The organism is Saccharopolyspora shandongensis, assembly GCF_900106995.1.
Classification (GTDB): domain Bacteria; phylum Actinomycetota; class Actinomycetes; order Mycobacteriales; family Pseudonocardiaceae; genus Saccharopolyspora; species Saccharopolyspora shandongensis.
Map to the genome: position 1 here is coordinate 49,888 of NZ_FNOK01000038.1, position 16,265 is coordinate 66,152.

General features: G+C 69.0%; 14 protein-coding genes. 3 read left to right on the forward strand and 11 right to left on the reverse strand.

What is annotated here, in order from left to right; translation table 11 throughout:
• Positions 1-5: 5 nt before the first annotated feature.
• Complete coding sequence (locus BLW84_RS30925) at positions 6-527, reverse strand: cupin domain-containing protein (protein WP_093272460.1); 522 nt, start codon at positions 525-527, stop codon at positions 6-8.
• On the opposite strand from BLW84_RS30925, the gene BLW84_RS30930 reads away from it, so the two are divergent.
• Complete coding sequence (locus BLW84_RS30930; protein WP_093272463.1) at positions 515-1,912, forward strand: aldehyde dehydrogenase; 1,398 nt, start codon at positions 515-517, stop codon at positions 1,910-1,912. The two genes, BLW84_RS30925 and BLW84_RS30930, sit on opposite strands and share 13 nt — an antisense overlap.
• 96 nt (positions 1,913-2,008) lie before the next feature.
• Here BLW84_RS30930 and BLW84_RS30935 read toward each other — a convergent pair whose 3' ends face one another.
• Complete coding sequence (locus BLW84_RS30935) at positions 2,009-2,542, reverse strand: MarR family winged helix-turn-helix transcriptional regulator (RefSeq protein ID WP_245761511.1); 534 nt, start codon at positions 2,540-2,542, stop codon at positions 2,009-2,011.
• A gap of 184 nt (positions 2,543-2,726) precedes the next feature.
• Positions 2,727-3,584 carry an aminoglycoside phosphotransferase family protein gene (locus tag BLW84_RS30940; RefSeq protein WP_245761512.1) on the reverse strand — a complete coding sequence of 286 codons (858 nt, stop codon included), beginning with the start codon at positions 3,582-3,584 and terminating at the stop codon, positions 2,727-2,729.
• A 329-nt stretch (positions 3,585-3,913) separates the two neighbouring features.
• Here BLW84_RS30940 and BLW84_RS50445 point away from each other — a divergent pair, with 329 nt between their 5' ends.
• Positions 3,914-4,576 carry an amidohydrolase family protein gene (locus BLW84_RS50445; RefSeq protein ID WP_425441781.1) on the forward strand — a complete coding sequence of 221 codons (663 nt, stop codon included), beginning with the start codon at positions 3,914-3,916 and terminating at the stop codon, positions 4,574-4,576.
• 146 nt (positions 4,577-4,722) lie between these two features.
• Here BLW84_RS50445 and BLW84_RS30950 read toward each other — a convergent pair whose 3' ends face one another.
• The 3 genes from BLW84_RS30950 to BLW84_RS30960 form a co-directional block, all read right to left on the reverse strand.
• The gene (locus BLW84_RS30950; protein ID WP_093272466.1) at positions 4,723-6,747 is read right to left on the reverse strand and encodes a hypothetical protein; all 2,025 of its coding nucleotides are present in this window, start codon (positions 6,745-6,747) and stop codon (positions 4,723-4,725) included.
• On the reverse strand, positions 6,744-7,478 hold the full coding sequence (locus BLW84_RS30955) for a hypothetical protein (protein ID WP_093272469.1): 735 nt from the start codon (positions 7,476-7,478) through the stop codon (positions 6,744-6,746). The genes BLW84_RS30950 and BLW84_RS30955 overlap by 4 nt, the downstream gene beginning before the upstream one ends.
• Positions 7,479-7,560: 82 nt before the next feature.
• The gene (locus BLW84_RS30960) at positions 7,561-8,226 is read right to left on the reverse strand and encodes a Crp/Fnr family transcriptional regulator (RefSeq protein WP_093272472.1); all 666 of its coding nucleotides are present in this window, start codon (positions 8,224-8,226) and stop codon (positions 7,561-7,563) included.
• Between the two features lie 328 nt (positions 8,227-8,554).
• Between BLW84_RS30960 and BLW84_RS47840 the strand changes: the two genes are divergently transcribed.
• Positions 8,555-8,887 (forward strand): YciI family protein, encoded by a 333-nt coding sequence (locus BLW84_RS47840; RefSeq protein WP_177226782.1) that lies wholly within the window; start codon positions 8,555-8,557, stop codon positions 8,885-8,887.
• A 93-nt stretch (positions 8,888-8,980) separates the two neighbouring features.
• Here the strand turns inward: BLW84_RS47840 and BLW84_RS30970 are convergent, their stop codons facing one another.
• The 5 genes from BLW84_RS30970 to BLW84_RS30990 all read right to left on the reverse strand — a co-directional run bounded on the left by BLW84_RS30970 (position 8,981) and on the right by BLW84_RS30990 (position 15,821).
• Positions 8,981-10,618, reverse strand: a complete 1,638-nt coding sequence (locus BLW84_RS30970) for an ABC-F family ATP-binding cassette domain-containing protein (protein WP_093272477.1) — start codon at positions 10,616-10,618, stop codon at positions 8,981-8,983.
• 462 nt (positions 10,619-11,080) lie between these two features.
• On the reverse strand, positions 11,081-12,067 hold the full coding sequence (locus BLW84_RS30975; protein WP_093272480.1) for a LysR family transcriptional regulator: 987 nt from the start codon (positions 12,065-12,067) through the stop codon (positions 11,081-11,083).
• Positions 12,068-12,115: 48 nt separating this feature from the next.
• Positions 12,116-13,294: an acyl-CoA dehydrogenase family protein gene (locus BLW84_RS30980; RefSeq protein ID WP_093272483.1), complete on the reverse strand. Its 1,179-nt coding sequence runs from the start codon at positions 13,292-13,294 to the stop codon at positions 12,116-12,118.
• Positions 13,291-14,496 (reverse strand): CaiB/BaiF CoA transferase family protein, encoded by a 1,206-nt coding sequence (locus tag BLW84_RS30985; RefSeq protein WP_093272485.1) that lies wholly within the window; start codon positions 14,494-14,496, stop codon positions 13,291-13,293. Before BLW84_RS30985 ends, BLW84_RS30980 begins: the two co-directional genes overlap by 4 nt.
• Entirely contained in the window at positions 14,496-15,821 is a 1,326-nt protein-coding gene (locus BLW84_RS30990; RefSeq protein WP_093272488.1) for an MFS transporter, read from the reverse strand. Before BLW84_RS30990 ends, BLW84_RS30985 begins: the two co-directional genes overlap by 1 nt.
• Positions 15,822-16,265: the final 444 nt, after the last annotated feature.

A 16,265-nucleotide genomic window follows, 5' to 3' on the forward strand; every position in this document is an offset into this window, starting at 1 on the left:
TCGCTTCAGTCGCGGGTGACGCCGTGCACCGGCGAGGTGGCCGGGTAGGTCGGCAGCTGCGGCTTCTGGGCGCCGATGACGACGCAGAACAGCGCGTCGGTGTCGCCGATGGCCTTCAGGCTGCGCGGCACCCCGGCAGGCACCCGGATCAGGTCGCGGTAGCCGAGCACGCGGGTCGCGGTCTTGGTGCCGTCCTCGACGTCGTGGACGCTGACCTCGAGCTGCCCCTCCAGCACGAAGAACACCTCCTCCACGTCGTGGTGGGTGTGCTCCGGGCCGATCGCGCCCAGCGGCAGGCGCATGTTGGAGAAGGTGAAGTGCTCCGACGGCAGCGTGCGGCTGTCGCCATCGTGGTTGCCGGTGGCGCCGGAACCGATGTAGCGGATCTGCGCGCGGCGGAACTCGTCGCCGGCCTTGGCCTGGAACGCGAGGGTGTCCCAGTCCTCGTGGCGGCTCTCCCGCGAGGCGATGCAGGAGTCGATCAGGTCTTCCAGGCCGGTGTGGGTCTTGGCGTCTGCAGCGGTCATCGGGCGACCTCCAGAATCTCTTAGCCGCCACACCGGAGGACGTCGACGAAGCCGCCCGCGCCGGGTCCGCCGCCGCGGCGGACCCGGCCTGGCGGGACCTGCTCCCGCACGAACGCGCCCGGCTGCTCACCCGGGTCGGCGACCTGATCGAGCAGCACGCCGGCGAACTCGCCCTCCTGCAGACCCGCAACACCGGCAAGGCGCTGGCCGAGACGCGCGCGCTGGTGGGCAGCGCCGCGGGCACTTTCCGGTTCTACGCCGCCGCTTTGGAGACCACCGAGACCCCGCTGCCCCCGCAACGCGGCCCCTACCTGACGATGAGCGTGCCGGAGCCGATCGGCGTGGTCGGCGCGATCACGCCGTGGAACTCCCCCATCGCGAGCGACGCGCAGAAGGTCGCGCCGGCACTGGCCGCGGGCAACGCCGTGCTGCTCAAGCCCGCCGAAGCCACCCCGCTGGTGTCGCTGGCGCTCGCGCGGCTGGTGGTCGAGGCCGGGGTGCCTCCGGCGCTGTTCTCGGTGCTGCCCGGCAAGGGGTCGGTGGTCGGCGACGCGATCGTCCGGCATCCGGCGGTGGGCAAGGTCTCCTTCACCGGCGGCACCGACACCGGCCGCGCCATCGGCCGGCTGGCCGCGGCCAAGTTCATGCCGCTGACCAGCGAACTCGGCGGCAAGTCCCCGACGATCGTGTTCGACGACGCCGACCTGGACCAGGCCGTGGCCGGGATCCTGTTCGGGATCTTCTCCTCCAGCGGGCAGAGCTGCATCGCCGGATCCCGGATCTTCGTACCGGAGCGGATCTACGCGGAGTTCGTCGAGCGCCTGGTCGCCGGGGCGCGGCGGCTGCGGGTCGGCCCCGGCACCGACCCGGCCAGCCAGGTCGGGCCGCTGGCCACCTTCGCGCACCGCGATCGGGTGGCCGCGCTGGTCGACCGCGCCCGCGAGGAAGGCGCCAACGTGCTCTGCGGCGGCGGAATCCCCGACGATCCGGAGTTGGCGCGCGGCGCTTACTACCTGCCGACGCTGCTGGACGGGCTGCCCAACGACGCGCGCACGTGCCAGGAGGAGATCTTCGGCCCGGTCGGCGTCGTGCTGCCCTTCCGCGACGAGGAAGAGCTGATCGCCCGGGCGAACGACACGATCTTCGGCCTGGCCTGCGGGATCTGGACCCGGGACTACCGGCGGGCCTGGCGGGTGGCCCGGCGCATCGACGCGGGCACCGTGTGGATCAACACCTACAAGCAGTTCAGCATCGCCACGCCGTTCAGCGGGATGAAGGCCAGCGGCGTGGGCACCGACAAGGGCCGGGACGCGATCCTGCGCTACACCCGGCAGAAGAGCCTCTACTGGGGCCTCGACGAAGCCCCGCTTCCCTGGGCCACCTGACCCGCCGCCCCACCGGAGGTCGGCAGTTTCAATTGAAACTGCGGAGACCTCGGGCTCCATGCGTGCCGCGGTGATCTTCCGGCCCTCGCCGGAAGATCACTCGCCGGCGCGCCTGGCCACCGCGTGGTCGAGGGAGCCTTCGAGCCTGCTGAGCAGGTCCGCGAGGCGCTCCTGCTCCGTGGCGGACAGGCCGCTGAGCATCTCGCGCTCGTTGGCGAAGTGGGCCTCGCTGACCTTGTCGGTGAAGGCGAGGCCCTCCTCGGTCAGCTGCACGTGAACGGTGCGCCGGTCATGGGCGTCGCGCTCCCGCCGCACCAGGCCGGCGGCTTCGAGCTTGTCGACGCGCTGGGTGATCCCGCCCGTGGTCACCAACGCGGCGTCGGCGAGCTCGCCCGCAGTGCGCCGGTACGGGCTGCCCGCCCGGCGCAGCGACGCGAGGATGCTGAACCCGGCCATGGTCAGGTCGAAGGACTGGAAGATCCGGTTCAGCTGGTCCTGGTAGCGGTGGTAGGCGCGGTGCAGGCGGCCGAACACGGCCATGCCGGAGGCGTCGACGTCCGGAACCTCGCGGCGCCACTCCGCCAGCATGAAGTCGACCGCGTCCGGCCGGGACCGGTTGCGTCGGACCACCTTCGCCCACCACCCGAAACTCGACGAACAAGAAGTACTAAGAATAGCAGAGCTAAGGAATTTCCCGACGAGCGCCGTGCCAGGACAGCAGCCCTGGGAACCGTGCTCCTCGGCGCGAACTCGATGCTCACAGGTGGTGCGACGCGTGCCGGACCCGCACCGTCCTCGACGCGCGGCCGCGCGATCAGTTCGCCGCCAGGACCCGTTCAAGTGTTGCGTAGCCCGCCGGTTCCCAGGTCGGTTTACCCCCGGGCAGACCGAGCCTGCCACGCTGTCCGATCCAGATCAGGCCCAGAGCGCGCGCGACGGCCCAGCCTCGGGCCCGGGCGACGGTGGCTTCGTCGGCGTGCTCGTAAGCGTCGAAGAACCGACTTGCCGCGCCGGCGGGCAGCAGGATCCAAGCGGCCGAAAGATCAGTCGTGGGATCACCTGCGCACATCTCGCCGAAGTCGATCACCCCGGCGAGCATCCCGTCCCGGACGACCACGTTGGCCGGATGCAAGTCACCGTGCAGCCAGAGCGGCGCGCCCTGCCAGGCGGGCGCCGCGACGGCGTTCTCCCACACTTCCCGCGCAGCGTCAGCGTCCGCGTAGTCGGCGATGACCTCGAGCCAGCCGTCGACCTCCTGCCGCAAACCGGCCAGCGGGATGCCGCGCGTCGGGTTGGCAGGGGCGTCAGCCGGCGCCTGGTGATGCAGCGCCCCGAGGAACCCAGCGAGGACCTCGGCCGCCTCGATGCGCCTGATCGGCGTGTGATCGGCCGGCTCACCCTCGACCCAGCGCGCGATCGTCCAGGTGTGCTCGAACAGGCCCGAAGGCTTGCCGATGCGAACCGGCACGGGCGTTGGCAGCGGCAGGCGCTCGGCCAACACCGGCAGCCACGTCTGCTCCCCCTGCAGCAGAGCCGGCGCTCGCTCGGTGCGCGGCAAGCGCACGGCCAGCTCCTCCCCGAGGCGCCACTGCTGGTTGTCCCCGCCTCCGTTGACGTCTCGGAGCTCGAGGTCCGCGAGATCCGGATGCTGATCCCGCAACAGCGCCCGCACCAGGTTTCGCTCGAACTTCAACCCGTCCATCGAGGAGCCTCCGATCACCGGCATGCGCAGGCACGCTAGCACCGGTCGAACCAGCAGACGGAAGCCGCACGTGTCCTGGCGCGGCCGACGATTCCGCTCCTTCGAATCCTCCCGGTACGCAGATACCCCGCGCTCATTGCCCGACGAGCAGTTCGCCGACCAGGCTGAAACCGTTGACTTGCATGGCTCCACGGTGCCGACTCCGCCGGATGCCGATCACAACACCGCCCGTCCACCACGGATCACCTTTAGTCCTTTGCGGACATTCACACGAAATGAGCCCCTAGGGCTGGACGTCCATGAGGTCGAGGTCGCCCCACAGCTTCTGGGCGTCTCCGGACGCGCGCGGAGTCGTCGTCCGCCATCTCCGCGAGGACGGCCCACACCGCCGCGACCATGGCGGTGAGAGACGGGCCCGCCTGGACGCCCTCGATCGGTGTGGCGATCAGGTGGTGCGCGTCGTCGGCCAACGGCGAGGAACGCAGGTGCAGGCGGGCGTGAGCGAGGCTTCGTACCGCAAGATCTTCGACGTTCGGCACGCGGGCCTCGACGCACTGGAGAAGGCGCACCGAGCAGGGGTGAACATCGCCTACGGAACGGACCTCCTGGGCCCGATGCACGCCCACCAACTCGACGAGTTCGCCCTCCGCGCGGAGGTCCAGCCCAACGCAGACCTGATCCGGTCGGCGACGACGACGGCGGCGCGCCTGCTGGGCATGACCGGCCAGATCGGCACGCTCGCGAAGGGAGTCCACGTGGACCTCCTCGTGGTCGAGGAACCCACTCGAAGACCTAGCGGCCCTGACCAAACCCACCAAGAACCTCAAGCACGTCATCAAAGCAGCCAGAACGATCTGACCCGACCGCCCCGAGCAAACCGGCGCTGTCGGAGGTCAAGGATTCGGACAGCGCCGGTAGGCGCTCAGCAAAGTCCAAGCGGAGCATGCCGCACACCGGGATGATCTGCGACACCCAGGACAACCGACCGCCCAAGGCAGAGGCCGATCAACGCAGAAGAACCGCCGGGAGAGCAGGCCCCGAAACTGCGACTCCTCGAAAGCCCGAGGCGGGGCTCCTTTGACATCCTTCCCGGAAGAAGCTTGACACTTCAGTTGATCGCGCCCTCTCGCCCGCGGTTCACACGCGATAGCCGGCGTTGACACTTTCGCGTCGTCTTCAAAAGACTTCGGATCTGCGAACGCTTCGTCGGGTGGTAGAGGCCGAGCACGGAAACGGCACGACGGCGACGCCGCCACCGCAGGTCAGGAATGGCGAGTTCGATCAGGCGGACCAGTTCCGCCGCCTTGTCCTGGTCCCACTGGGACTGGATTGCCAGCGCAGACAGGCGCTCAATGGCTATCCCCCCGAAGTCAGGATCCTCGAGCACAAGCCGCATGAGCACACGCACGTGGTAGTCGAATGTCTCGTATACCTCGGCAGCGTCGAACCACTCGACGCGGTCCAGCCCGGTCAACCACAACCCCAGACTCAGAGCTACGGCGCGCAACCCCTTGCGGCGATACTTCGGCTCCGACCACGACAGGACGCGATCCATCACGAGCTCCTGGATGTCGGGATTCTGCAGCATGCCCAACACACCCGCGACCACCGCGTTCTGCGGCGCTTGGTAAGTAGACTGCCCGATCTTCGCGAGCCGGGTCAGTGCTCCGCGTATGTCCCGCTGCCCGAAAGATGATGTGTACACAACTGCCGCAGTCCACTGCTGGTACGCACCGCCGTACTCGGTCCAGTCCTCCAATGTCTCTTCTACGAGCGGTTGCAGGTTGTGGTCGTCCGCCAAAGTAGTGAGGGTTGCCGCTGCCAGGAGCCGATCAGCGTATCTTCTCTTCGCCGCAAGCTCATTCACGAAGCGCAGCGGCTCGTGCGCAGGAACCTTCGCGGTAATCGTGCACAGCGCACGGCGTGCGGCGTCGCCTGGGACGCAGACCAACCACTTGTGCAGAATCGGGTGGATGGAAGGGTACTCGCGCCACACATGGCAGAGCAGCGCAACGGCCCAGCCTTCACGTTTGAAGCGCACTGTTTCTTCTCGCAGGCCGGTGTGCCGAGGATGTTGACGCTCTACCGTCTCGGTCTGGATGTCGTCCAGCAACTGCTGCTTCGGCTTCTCGAATACCCGACGAGGGCGCAACTTCTTGTCCTCGGGAAGCTGAGCCTTGCGGATCCCCTCGTCCAGCAGGGTGGCGTGCGCCACGACCCTGTCGTAGGGCTCGTTCTCCAACACCGCGACCGCCAAGGACATCGCGTACTCCCGCACTGACGAGACCTGCCAAGCTTCGAACCAGCGAGCTACCGCATTCCCGATATCCTCGCGCAAGCCTGCCAACGCCTCGTCAACCGACGCCTCACCGTGAAAGGCACGCAGCGCCCACTCAGCGGCTCGTACTGCCTTCTCCGGAGGATCCCCTTTCTCCAACGCATTGCGAAGGTCTGATTTGAGCACCACCGCCGGCCCTTCAGCCCCATATCGGCAACGCCACCTGAGAGCGCAAAGAGCCACCTCGACGAGGTCCGGAGCCGCTAGCTCCACCGTCTTGCTCGATGCCGTGGAGCAGGACTGCGAGCGATGATCAAGCACGATAACCAGCCGGCAACCCTCGTCTTTGAACAAGCTTGCACATTGCTCGAATTCCCAGTCCAAGAAAGGCTTGCCGCCATCGTCGCCAACCGACCAGATGTAGCCAAGACCCGCTTCCAGATCACTCGCACGCACCGACTGGAGTTTCCGCTGCCGGTTCATCTCAACGATGGCGCTCGCACCGCAATCGTCGAGCAGCCTCCGAGCGGTGAACGACCTTCCGGTGCCGGGCCCGCACAGCACCACCACGTTGTGCTCCCACAGAATGCGTTTGGCGGTGGCGAAACCCCCGGGCTCGACAAACTGCTTCCGCGCCTGTTCGACCTCGTCATCAGTCGCACGGCGGACGAGCAGCTCCGGCTCCTTGGGAGAGCTGAAGCTGTTCATCGTGACATCGCCATTGAGGATCCCCGTTTGGACGCCGTTCTGGTCGCGATATGCCGTGTTCTGCGTGGACCCCTGCTTGAAATTCGGGACGTAGCGGACGCCGCCGAGTTCTTCCTCAGTCGTTTCGTTGTTGGATTCCTCGCTCATCGCGGCACTGCTCCGAACGTCACCCCACCGTTGACGGTATGGGCTTGGACCCCCTGATTGGTCCCGTACGACGTGTTGGACACCTGGACACTGGGCCGCTGCGCACCCTCTTCGCTGCGCGGTGAGACGAACGAGTCCAAGCTTCGCGGATCGAAACCCGGGACCCTGACCCAAGCCGTGTCGCTGTGCTCCTTGTTGCGGAGGGGTAGTGCCGCGAAGTCACTGCGTCGAACCAGATCGGTGTGGTCACCACCGAAGGCAGCACCCAGCACCTTTTCAGAAACGATGAGCGCGGAGCTCGCAACGTCGCCAGGCCTCTCCTCTCGACATCGGCCGAACAGAGCCTTGAACTCCTTCGCCTCCAGCATCCTGCTGAGTGCGATCTTGGCGGCGTAGAAGCCAGGCCTTCCGCCCACTGGTCCGATTTCGATCGCGATGCGGAGACAGATCTCGGGCTTCTGCCATCGATTCCGGACTGCGGCGAGTGCATCGAGATGCTGGGAGCAGTCCAGCAAACGTCCAAGATATCTGCTGGGGAGCGCGAGCAGTGCCCCGTCTCCGGTTGACTCCCAGTCCACCACCTCGTGACGGGGGATGCTGCTTGTTGCCAGCGCCTCGCACAGCAACTCGTCGACGCACTCGGCTACGGCGTTCAGATGATATCCAGGATTGCTCGCCGAGCCGACGACGTCGACGCCGAGCAGCGCGCGATGCTCCGGAATCAGGTTCACGGGTACCTCCATACGGGCGCTTGCCATTGGGCAATCAGTGTGAAGCGGGGCTGACGACCGTTCTCCCGGTTTTCAGGGATATCTACTGATCCGTCTGGGACTCGGTGAGGACAGCAAGCGATTCCATCGCTTGCGGATCGAGCACCTGGTACCAAAGCCGCCCCGTCCGGAGCAGCCCGGATGCGCGGAAACGCGCAAGGACGGCATCCACCGTCTTATCCGAGGCACATACGGCCTGGGCTATGTCCAGCTGGCTCACACCGCGCATCAGCAGCCCTGACTCGGTCGGCCGACCGAAGGCACGCGCCCAGCTGAGAAGCGTCGTCGCGACTCTCGTGCGGACATCACGGGTTTGGGAGAGTTGCCGGGCATCGGCATTTCGTTGCCGCTGCCACCAGGATTCGTCGAGCAGCGCCCTGACATCGTCGTCCCGCTGTTGCATCAGCCGGAACACGTCACCGGGAACGCGCACGACGATCCCTGATGTCAATGCGACGATATGCGCACTCCGCGGACGGTGGCCAACCACTCCGATCTCCCCGAGCAGGTCACCTGCCCCAAAGAGGCCGACCACGGGCTCGGCGCCGTCCCGGTCCGGGAGAACGGCCTTGACCAGGCCCTCCTCGACCAGCAGCACCTCGACGCTGGCCGACCCTGCGACGATCAACCGGTCACCACGGCGGAAGGAAGCCGACCGGCCAGCCGAACGCAGCGCTAGCCGCCCTCTCTCTCGACTATCATCCTGCACGGTCGATCATCGTCCCCCCAGCCAAGGCAACTCAGGCTTGATCCACGCTCGTTCACTCGTTGAGAGCAGAGGCACTTGCGCGCGATCTTCGGTGTGGCTGGTGTCCGTCGCCGGGGACGACGGCGGCTGCAGGGCGGCCGCCGACGAGGTCATGCCGGTCGTCTCGCCCGGCATCCGCGCAGTGAACGCCAGTAAGTCGTCCGATGCCCCAGCCCTACTGCCGCCACAGCGTGGTCCTGCAAGTAAGCCAGGCCATCGAAACCGCGGTGGCCCACGGCGGTGCGGACCACGCGGTGCACCGGCTGACGCAGTCACAGGAGAGATCGTCATGAAGTTCGCCCTGCTCTACCAGTACGACCCCACCAAGACTGGCCCGACCGACGGTGAGATCGACGACTGGCTGGCGCTCGACAAGCAGATCCGCGACGCCGGCATCTTCGTGTACGAGGCCGGCTTTCATCCCGCCGAGGCCGCCCGCATGGTGACCGTCCGGGACGACGCCGCGGCCACGACCGACGGCATCGAGCACCGCACGGGCGAATACCTGGCCGGCCTGTACGTCATCGAGGTTGCCGACCTCGACGCGGCGACGAAGTGGGCCGAGCAGATCCCCACCGGCCGCTACGGCAGCGTCGAGGTGCGCCAGGTCGTCGAGTACTGAGGCCGGGAAAGCGCGGAGGGGTGGCAGGTCCGGCGGACCTGCCACCCCTCTTTTCGTCCACAAGGGACAGTTCGGCTACGGGCACAGCCCGATTCAGGCCGTGGCCGGTTCCCGGATCGTGCTCAGCTCCTCGTCGAGCAGGACCCATCGGGTGATGCCGATCGATTCGAGGAACGGCATGTCGTGGCTGGCCACGATCAACGCCCCTTCGTACGACCTCAGGGCCGCGACCAGCTGACGGGCGCTGGCCATGTCGAGGTTGTTCGTCGGCTCGTCCAGCATGAGCAGCTGCGGCGCCGGCTCGGCGAGCATGAGCGCGGCGAGGGCCGCGCGGAAGCGCTCGCCTCCGGACAGCGTCGCCGCCTGCTGGTCGGCCCGCGCCCCCTTGAAGAGGAAGCGGGCCAGGCGGGCCCGGATCTCGTTGTTGGTCGAACCCGGCGCGAACCGCGCCACGTTCTCGGCGACGCTCCTCTCCTCCGCCAGGACGTCGAGCCGCTGGGGCAGGAAGCGCAGCGGTACGTGCACAATGGCCTCCCCCTCCAGCGGTTCCAGTTCCCCGGCGATCGTGCGCAGCAACGTCATCTTGCCCGAGCCGTTCCGGCCCAGCAACGCGACCCGTTCGGGCCCGCGCAGGTCGAACTCGCCCCGCACCTGCGCCCCGTAACGCAGGCGCAGGTCGCGCAGGGTCAGGACGGTCCGGCCGAGCGGCACCGCGGTGTGCGGCAGATCGACCCGGATCTCGTCGTCGTCGCGCACCGCCTCCGCCGCCTCGCCGAGCCGCTCCTTCGCCTCGGCGAGCTTCTCCTCGTGCATGATGCGGTGCTTGCCTGCGGAGACCTGGGCCTGCCGCTTGCGCTCGCTCATCACCACCTTGGGTTCGCGCTTGGTGTCCCACATCTTCTGGCCGTACCGCTTCCGGCGGGCCAGCTTGATGTGCGCATCGGCGAGTTCACGCTTCTGCCTCCGCAGATCGGTCTCGGCGACGCGGACCATCCGCTGCGCCGCCTCCTGCTCGACGGCGAGCGCCTCCTCGTAGGCGGCGAGGTTGCCGCCGTACCAGCCGATCTCGCCGTCCCGGAGGTCTGCGATCTGGTCCACCCGCTGCAGCAGTTCGCGGTCGTGGCTGACCACGACCAGCACGCCCGACCAGTTCTCGACCGCCTCGTACAGCCGTCGCCTGGCGTGCAGGTCCAGGTTGTTGGTCGGCTCGTCGAGCAGCAGGACGTCCGGCCGCGTCAGCAGCAGCGCGGCCAGCCGGAGCAGCACCGACTCGCCGCCGGAGACCTCGCCGATGGTGCGGTCGAGACCGATGTGGCCCAGACCGAGAGCGGCGAGCATCGCCGTGGCGCGCTCCTCGACATCCCAGTCGTCGCCGATCGTGGTGAAGTGCTCCTCGCGCACGTCACCGGTGGCGATGGCGTTCAGCGCGGCGCGGATCCCGGCTATGCCCAGGGCCTCGTCGACGCGCATCCTGGTGTCCAGGGCGACGTTCTGGGGCAGGTAGCCGACATCGCCGGACACGCGGACCGCGCCGCCGGTCGGCGCGAGCTCGCCCGCCACCAGCTTCAGCAGAGTGGACTTGCCCGACCCGTTGAGCCCGATGAGGCCGGTGCGGCCGGGCCCGAACGCCGCCTGCAGTCCGTCGAAGACCCGGCTGCCGTCCGGCCAGGCGTAGCCGAGCTCGGTGCAGGTGATGGCGGCGGTGCCGGGCAGGTGCGTGGAAGTAGACATGAGGGCCTCGCAGTTGCTCGAAGTAGCGATGTGGGTGCAACGCGTTCGAGACGCCGCGAGCGACAGCAGGCGAAGCGGGAAACGCCGACTCACAGCCCGTTGTCTGGGCGGAGGCGGAGGAACGGCTCACATCGCAGAGGTCGCGACCGGGTCAGCGCTTCGGAACGAGCGTGACGCGCGGCGTCTCAGGACCTCAGATGAGCAACGTCCCTCTCCAATCGACGGCAGCAGAAGCCCGACCACTCTACGGTCCGCTTTGGAAGAAAGTCAACGGAATAAACGAGTCCTTCCGTCGTCAACGGTAGAAGATCGTCGACGGATCACCCGAGTACCAGGTGGCGTCGACCTCGATCCGGCTCAGTGGCGCCTGACACCGAGGGCGATTTCGCGCGAAATCGCCCTCGGCGTCAGGCACCGGGTGGCTTCGGGATGAGCCGGGGTGGAGCCATTTTGGAACGACTCCTAGTCGGCTGGGTTCATCGCGCGGTGTACGTCGTCGTAGGCGGCGTCGGCCGCGTCGATCAGGCTCGCTCCTTCGGCTTGGAGGTCTTCGATGGCGGCGTACCAGGTGTCGAGGGTGGCCTTGCACTGGCTGACCACCTCCTCCGCCGCCGGGCTCAGCGCGCCGCGCCGGTGGACCACACCGAAGGGCACCGACACCAGCGGGTCGGTTTCGATCACGACCGCGCCGAGCCGCCGCGCCTGAACTGCCATCCGCAGCGGGAGGAAGGCGTGCACACCTCCGCCGAGGACGAGCGTGAGCTGCGCGTGGCGATTGGGCATGCTCGCGATCAGCCGCGGCTCCACCCCCACATCCCGCAGCGCCGTCGCGACCCGGTCGTTCTCGCGCTGCGCGAGCGCGCAGATCGTCAGCGGCAGGTCACCGAGGGCGTCGAGCGGCAGCCGCCCGGTCGGCGGCGCCGGCGAACCCGGCGGCATCACCAGCAGCAACCGCTGCACCCCGAGCTGGACGAAGTCCAGGCTTTCGGTGGGGACGGGCCGGGTGGTGAACCCGAGCTCGTACCGGCCGGCGACGACCTCGCCGCACAGCGCCCGGACGCCGGCGGCCTCGGCGATGTCCAGCCGCACGTCCGGATGCCGGGCCCGGAACGACGTGATCCAGGAGGCGACCGCGTCGCTGGACATCTCCGGCATCGTGCCGATGGAGACCGAGCCCGCCTTGAGATCCCGGGCACGGCTCATGGCGTCCCGGGCGGCCACGACGCCGTCGAGGATCGCCCGCGCCTTCGGGACCAGCAGCGTTCCCGCCGGGGTCAGGACGAGGCTGCGCCGCGCCACGCGCTGGAACAGCTCCACGCCGAGCTCGCGTTCGAGCGCCTGGATCGCCTGGGAGAGCGCCGGCTGGGAGACGTAGAGGCGCTGCGCGGCCCGGTTCAGCCCCTCGTGCTCGACCACGGCCAGGAAGTACTCGATCTGGCGCAGCTCCATCGTCCCTCCTCCGATCGTCCGGGGCCGACGCGCTCCCGCGGACGAGCCCTAACGTACGCGGTAGCTGTCCGGCAGCACCCCGTCCGCCGCGACCGACCGGACCATCGCGCGGCCCAAGTTCCGCTCGTGGATCGCGGACGCGCCCTCGTAGATGCGCAAGGTGCGGACGTCGCGCCACATCCGGGGCACCGGGTGCGGCCCGACGATGCCCTCCCCGCCGAGCAGCTGCACGCACCGGTCGGCGACCCTGCCGACCATCTCCGAGCAGTACAGCTTCGCCGCCGAAATCCGCTGTCGGGGAACGGTTCCGGCGTCGAACGCGCGGGCAGCGTCCAGGGCCAGGGCCCGTCCGGCCTCCAGCTCGGAGTAGCACCGGCCCAGTTCGGCCCGCACGACGCCGAGATCGGCGAGCGGGGCGCCGAACTGGTGGCGCTCGCTGACGTGGCGGGTGGTCTCCTCCAGCATCCTGGTCGCCTGGCCGACGCAGGTCGCGGCGACGTGGAGCCGGGCGTGGTTGATCCCGCGCATCGCGGCCGCGAGCCCGGTGCCGGGCACGCCGCCGAGCAGCCGGTTCTCGGCGACGACCACCGACTTCAGGTCGATCTCGGCGACGGGGCCCTCGGCGTGGCCGTTCATGAGGTCCGGGATCCGGGTCGACACGCCGGGCGCGGTCCGGTCCACGATGAACGCGGACACCTCGGCGCCGTCGGTGCGCGCGAAGACGAGCAGCGCATCCGCCCAGTGCGCGTTGGTGATGTAGCGCTTCGTCCCGTCCAGAACCCACCCGTCGCCGGTGCGCCGGGCGGTGGTCTGGACGTTGGTGGCGTCGGAGCCCGCCTCCGGCTCGGTCAGCGCGAACGACGTGACCCGCCGGCCGGCCGCCATTTCCGGCAGCATCTCGCGGCGCTGCTCTTCCGTGCCGTGGTCGAGGATCGCCTGCGAGCAGAGCCCGATCACGGTCGAGAAGCGGGACCGGTACACGCACGACGCCCTGGTGAACTCGAACGTCAGCAGCACCTGCTGCTCCATGGTCCAGCCGAGGCCGCCGTAGGCGGGCGGGATCGAGATGCCGAACAGCCCGAGCTCGGCCATGCGCCGCACGATCGCATCCGGAACCTGCCCCGCCGCGACCATTTCGGCCTCGGCGGGGATCAGCTCGTCGTCGGTGAACGCGGCGATCGTGCGCAGGTACGCGTCGAAGTCGGGCTTGCCGGCGGCGCGGGTCATCGTGTCTCCATCCCTGGTCGCGGTTGCTCCGGCAAGGCGACGACGCCGTCGTCGGCCAGCCGGTCGATCTCGTCCTCGCTGCGCCCGAGTTCGCGCAGCACGTCGCGGGTGTGGGCGCCCAGCCGGGGCGCGGCCGACGTCCGGCCGCGGGCCGCCCCGTCGACCCGGAAGGGCGCGGCCGGGGCGTCGATCCCGAGCTCGTCCAGCTCGACGACCAGGCCCGATGCGGCGAGGTCGGCGTCCTTCACGAGCTCGTCGAACGACCGCACCGAGCCGCACACGATCCCCCGCGAAGCCAACAGCGCGATGGCCTCGGCGCGGGTGAGGTGGCCGAGCGCGGAACTCAGAACTTCCTTCAGCGCCAACCGATTCGCGACCCTCGATCCGTTGTCCGCGAAGCGCGGGTCGGCCGCGAGCTCGGGCCTGCCGATCGCCGAGCACAGCGCGGCCCACTTGGTCGCGGTGTAGGCGGAGACCACGACGGCGCCGTCGACGGTCTGCACGAGATCCGCTGCGGGCGCCACCGCGGGCTGGCCGTTGCCCGTCCGCCGGGGCGCCTCGCCGGTGAGGCGGTAGCTCGTCCACTGCGTCGCCTGGGCCGAAACCACCGCTTCCATCAGCGAGGTCTCGACGATCGCGCCGCGCCCGGTTCGGGCGCGCCGGACCAGCGCGGCGAGCACCCCGGCCGCCAAGGCGTTCGCGGCCAGCACGTCGGCGACGGTGAAGCCGACGCGCTGCGGTTCGCCGTCGGCGTCGCCGGTGGTGTGCATGATCCCGAACTCGGCCTGGGCCGCGATGTCCAGTCCCGCGCGTCCCGCCGAGGGGCCGCGGGTTCCGAACCCGGTGACGAACCCGTAGACGAGGTGCGGGTGGCGCGAGCGCGCCTGCTCCGGCCCGATGCCGAGGCGTTCGGCCGAGCCGTGGCGGAAGTTGTGCAGCAGCACGTCCGATCCCGCGCACAGCTCGTCGAGGACCCGGAATCCCTCGGGATGCCGCAGGTCGATCGCGATGCTGCGCTTGCCACGGTTGTTCGCGTGCAGCATCGCCGCGCCGAACGAGCCGATGGATCGCGCCTGGTCGCCGGTGGGGCTCTCCACCTTGATCACCTCGGCGCCCAGGTCGGCCAGCTGCTGGCCGGCCCCGGGAGCGGCGATGTACTGGCCCAGGTCCACCACCCGGATCCCGGTCAGCGGTGCCTCCATCACGAAGCCCTCCTCATCGCGGTCTCGGCCTCCAGGGTCCGGCGGGCGGCCTCCGGGTCCAGCAGCCGCGCGCCGACCACGGCGCACGCGCAGATGGCGATGCCGACGACGAGGAACCCGTTCGAGTAGCCCTCGGACGGCGTCGGTCCGGCTTGGACGATGAGCCCCAGTGCGTAGGGGGCGACGATGCCCGCGATGCTGTAGAACCCGATCACGCACCCGAAGAACGCGGTCCGCTGGCGCTGCGGCAGGAAGTCGGAGGCGCCCGCGAAGGCGACCGAGAACGCGACGCTGTTGATGGAGAAGGTGCAGATCACCAGCACCAGCTGGAGCGTCCCCGGCCCGACCAGCGCGAACGCGATCATGCTCAGCCCGGCCAAGACGATCAGCGCGCCGCTGAGGTGACCGCGCGCGGCCCGGGAGCTCCAGCCCCGCGCGAGGAGCCGGCCGGACAGGTATCCGCTGGCGACGAGGACGACGACCGCCGTGGCGTAGGGCGCGGTGACCAGCCATCCGACGGTGGTCGGCGCGTAGCCGAGGCCTTCGCCGAGGAACGCGGGCAGCCACGAGACCTTCAGCGAGGTGATGAGGTAGCCCGCGAACGACAGCAGGCTGAGTCCCCAGAAGCTGGGCAGCCGCAGCAGCCGGAGGAACGGCACGTCGATGTGCCCGTTAGGGTCTGCCTCCGCCGCCCCGGCCGTCGGGCGCTTCCGCAGCGGCTGCCGCTCGACGTAGCACAGCCAGACGACCAGCCAGCCGACGCCGACCGCGATGAGCACGAGGAACGCGGCGTGCCAGGAGTACGAGACGATCACCCACGTCAGCACCGGCGCGGAGATCAGCGGGCCGACCGAGGACCCCGCGTTCACGATCGACCCGGCGAACGCGCGCTTCTCCTTCGGGAACCGGTCGGCGACGACGCTCTGGCACAGGGCGTGCGCCGGCCCCTCGAAGAAGCCCAGCACGATCCGGGACACCAGCAGCACCCCGAACGTCGTGGGCACCGCGAGCGGCAGCATGCTGGCTACCCAGGTGAACATCAGGATGGCCGCCGCCCACTTCGCGGAGATCCAGCGCATGGCGGCGGACAACCCCACCGCGCCGACGGCGAACAGCCAGAAGAACGCGCTGCCGACCAGGCCGAAGTCCCCGGCGGTCAGGCCGAGGTCGTGGCGGATCTGCTGCGCCGCCAACCCCACCGTCGCCTTGTCCGCGAAGTTCAGGGTGAAGAAGGCGAAGAGTAGGATGACGATGCCCCAGGCCTTGCGGTCCGGGCGTGGGAGCGCCGGTGACACCACCGGCGTCCCGATTTCGGCTGATGCCATGTGAGCCTCCGTCACGGCCTTGACCTCGTTGACAAGCGCTGCGCCGCAATCACTTCACCGGCGATCGGCGGCACCAACAAGGCCGAATCCCGAGTCACGCTTATAGCCAGAGCCGATAATCAGCGCAGCGCATCGCGAGCACCGCCCTTGGGGGATTCGGCATCGTGGTGCGGCCCCGTGTGGGACGTGGCCACCAGGGGCGAAGGGCGGCGGTTTCGCGCGAAACCGCCGCTCCATGTGAGGGCAGGATGGCGGTTTCGCGCGAAACCGCCCTCTGGGTCAGGGACCGGGCGCCTTCGGGACGAGCTCTCCCGAAGCCCTGCTGAAACGCCCCGCTTGATATCGAGGACGCGAGAGCAGCCGAGTGGGAACGAGAGCGCGTCCACAAGGGACTAGGACGCACGAAGACTGATGTTCTGCAGGTAAATGCTTGGTGCCGACTGT

Bases quoted from the DNA above. Each gene is read 5' to 3' on its own strand.
- BLW84_RS30925 (WP_093272460.1), bottom strand. From the start codon at position 527: ATGACCGCTGCAGACGCCAAGACCCACACCGGCCTGGAAGACCTGATC.
- BLW84_RS50445 (WP_425441781.1), top strand. From the start codon at position 3,914: ATGAGGTCGAGGTCGCCCCACAGCTTCTGGGCGTCTCCGGACGCGCGC.
- BLW84_RS30950 (WP_093272466.1), bottom strand. From the start codon at position 6,747: ATGAGCGAGGAATCCAACAACGAAACGACTGAGGAAGAACTCGGCGGC.
- BLW84_RS47840 (WP_177226782.1), top strand. From the start codon at position 8,555: ATGAAGTTCGCCCTGCTCTACCAGTACGACCCCACCAAGACTGGCCCG.
- BLW84_RS30970 (WP_093272477.1), bottom strand. From the start codon at position 10,618: ATGTCTACTTCCACGCACCTGCCCGGCACCGCCGCCATCACCTGCACC.
- BLW84_RS30975 (WP_093272480.1), bottom strand. From the start codon at position 12,067: ATGGAGCTGCGCCAGATCGAGTACTTCCTGGCCGTGGTCGAGCACGAG.
- BLW84_RS30980 (WP_093272483.1), bottom strand. From the start codon at position 13,294: ATGACCCGCGCCGCCGGCAAGCCCGACTTCGACGCGTACCTGCGCACG.
- BLW84_RS30985 (WP_093272485.1), bottom strand. From the start codon at position 14,496: ATGGAGGCACCGCTGACCGGGATCCGGGTGGTGGACCTGGGCCAGTAC.
- BLW84_RS30990 (WP_093272488.1), bottom strand. From the start codon at position 15,821: ATGGCATCAGCCGAAATCGGGACGCCGGTGGTGTCACCGGCGCTCCCA.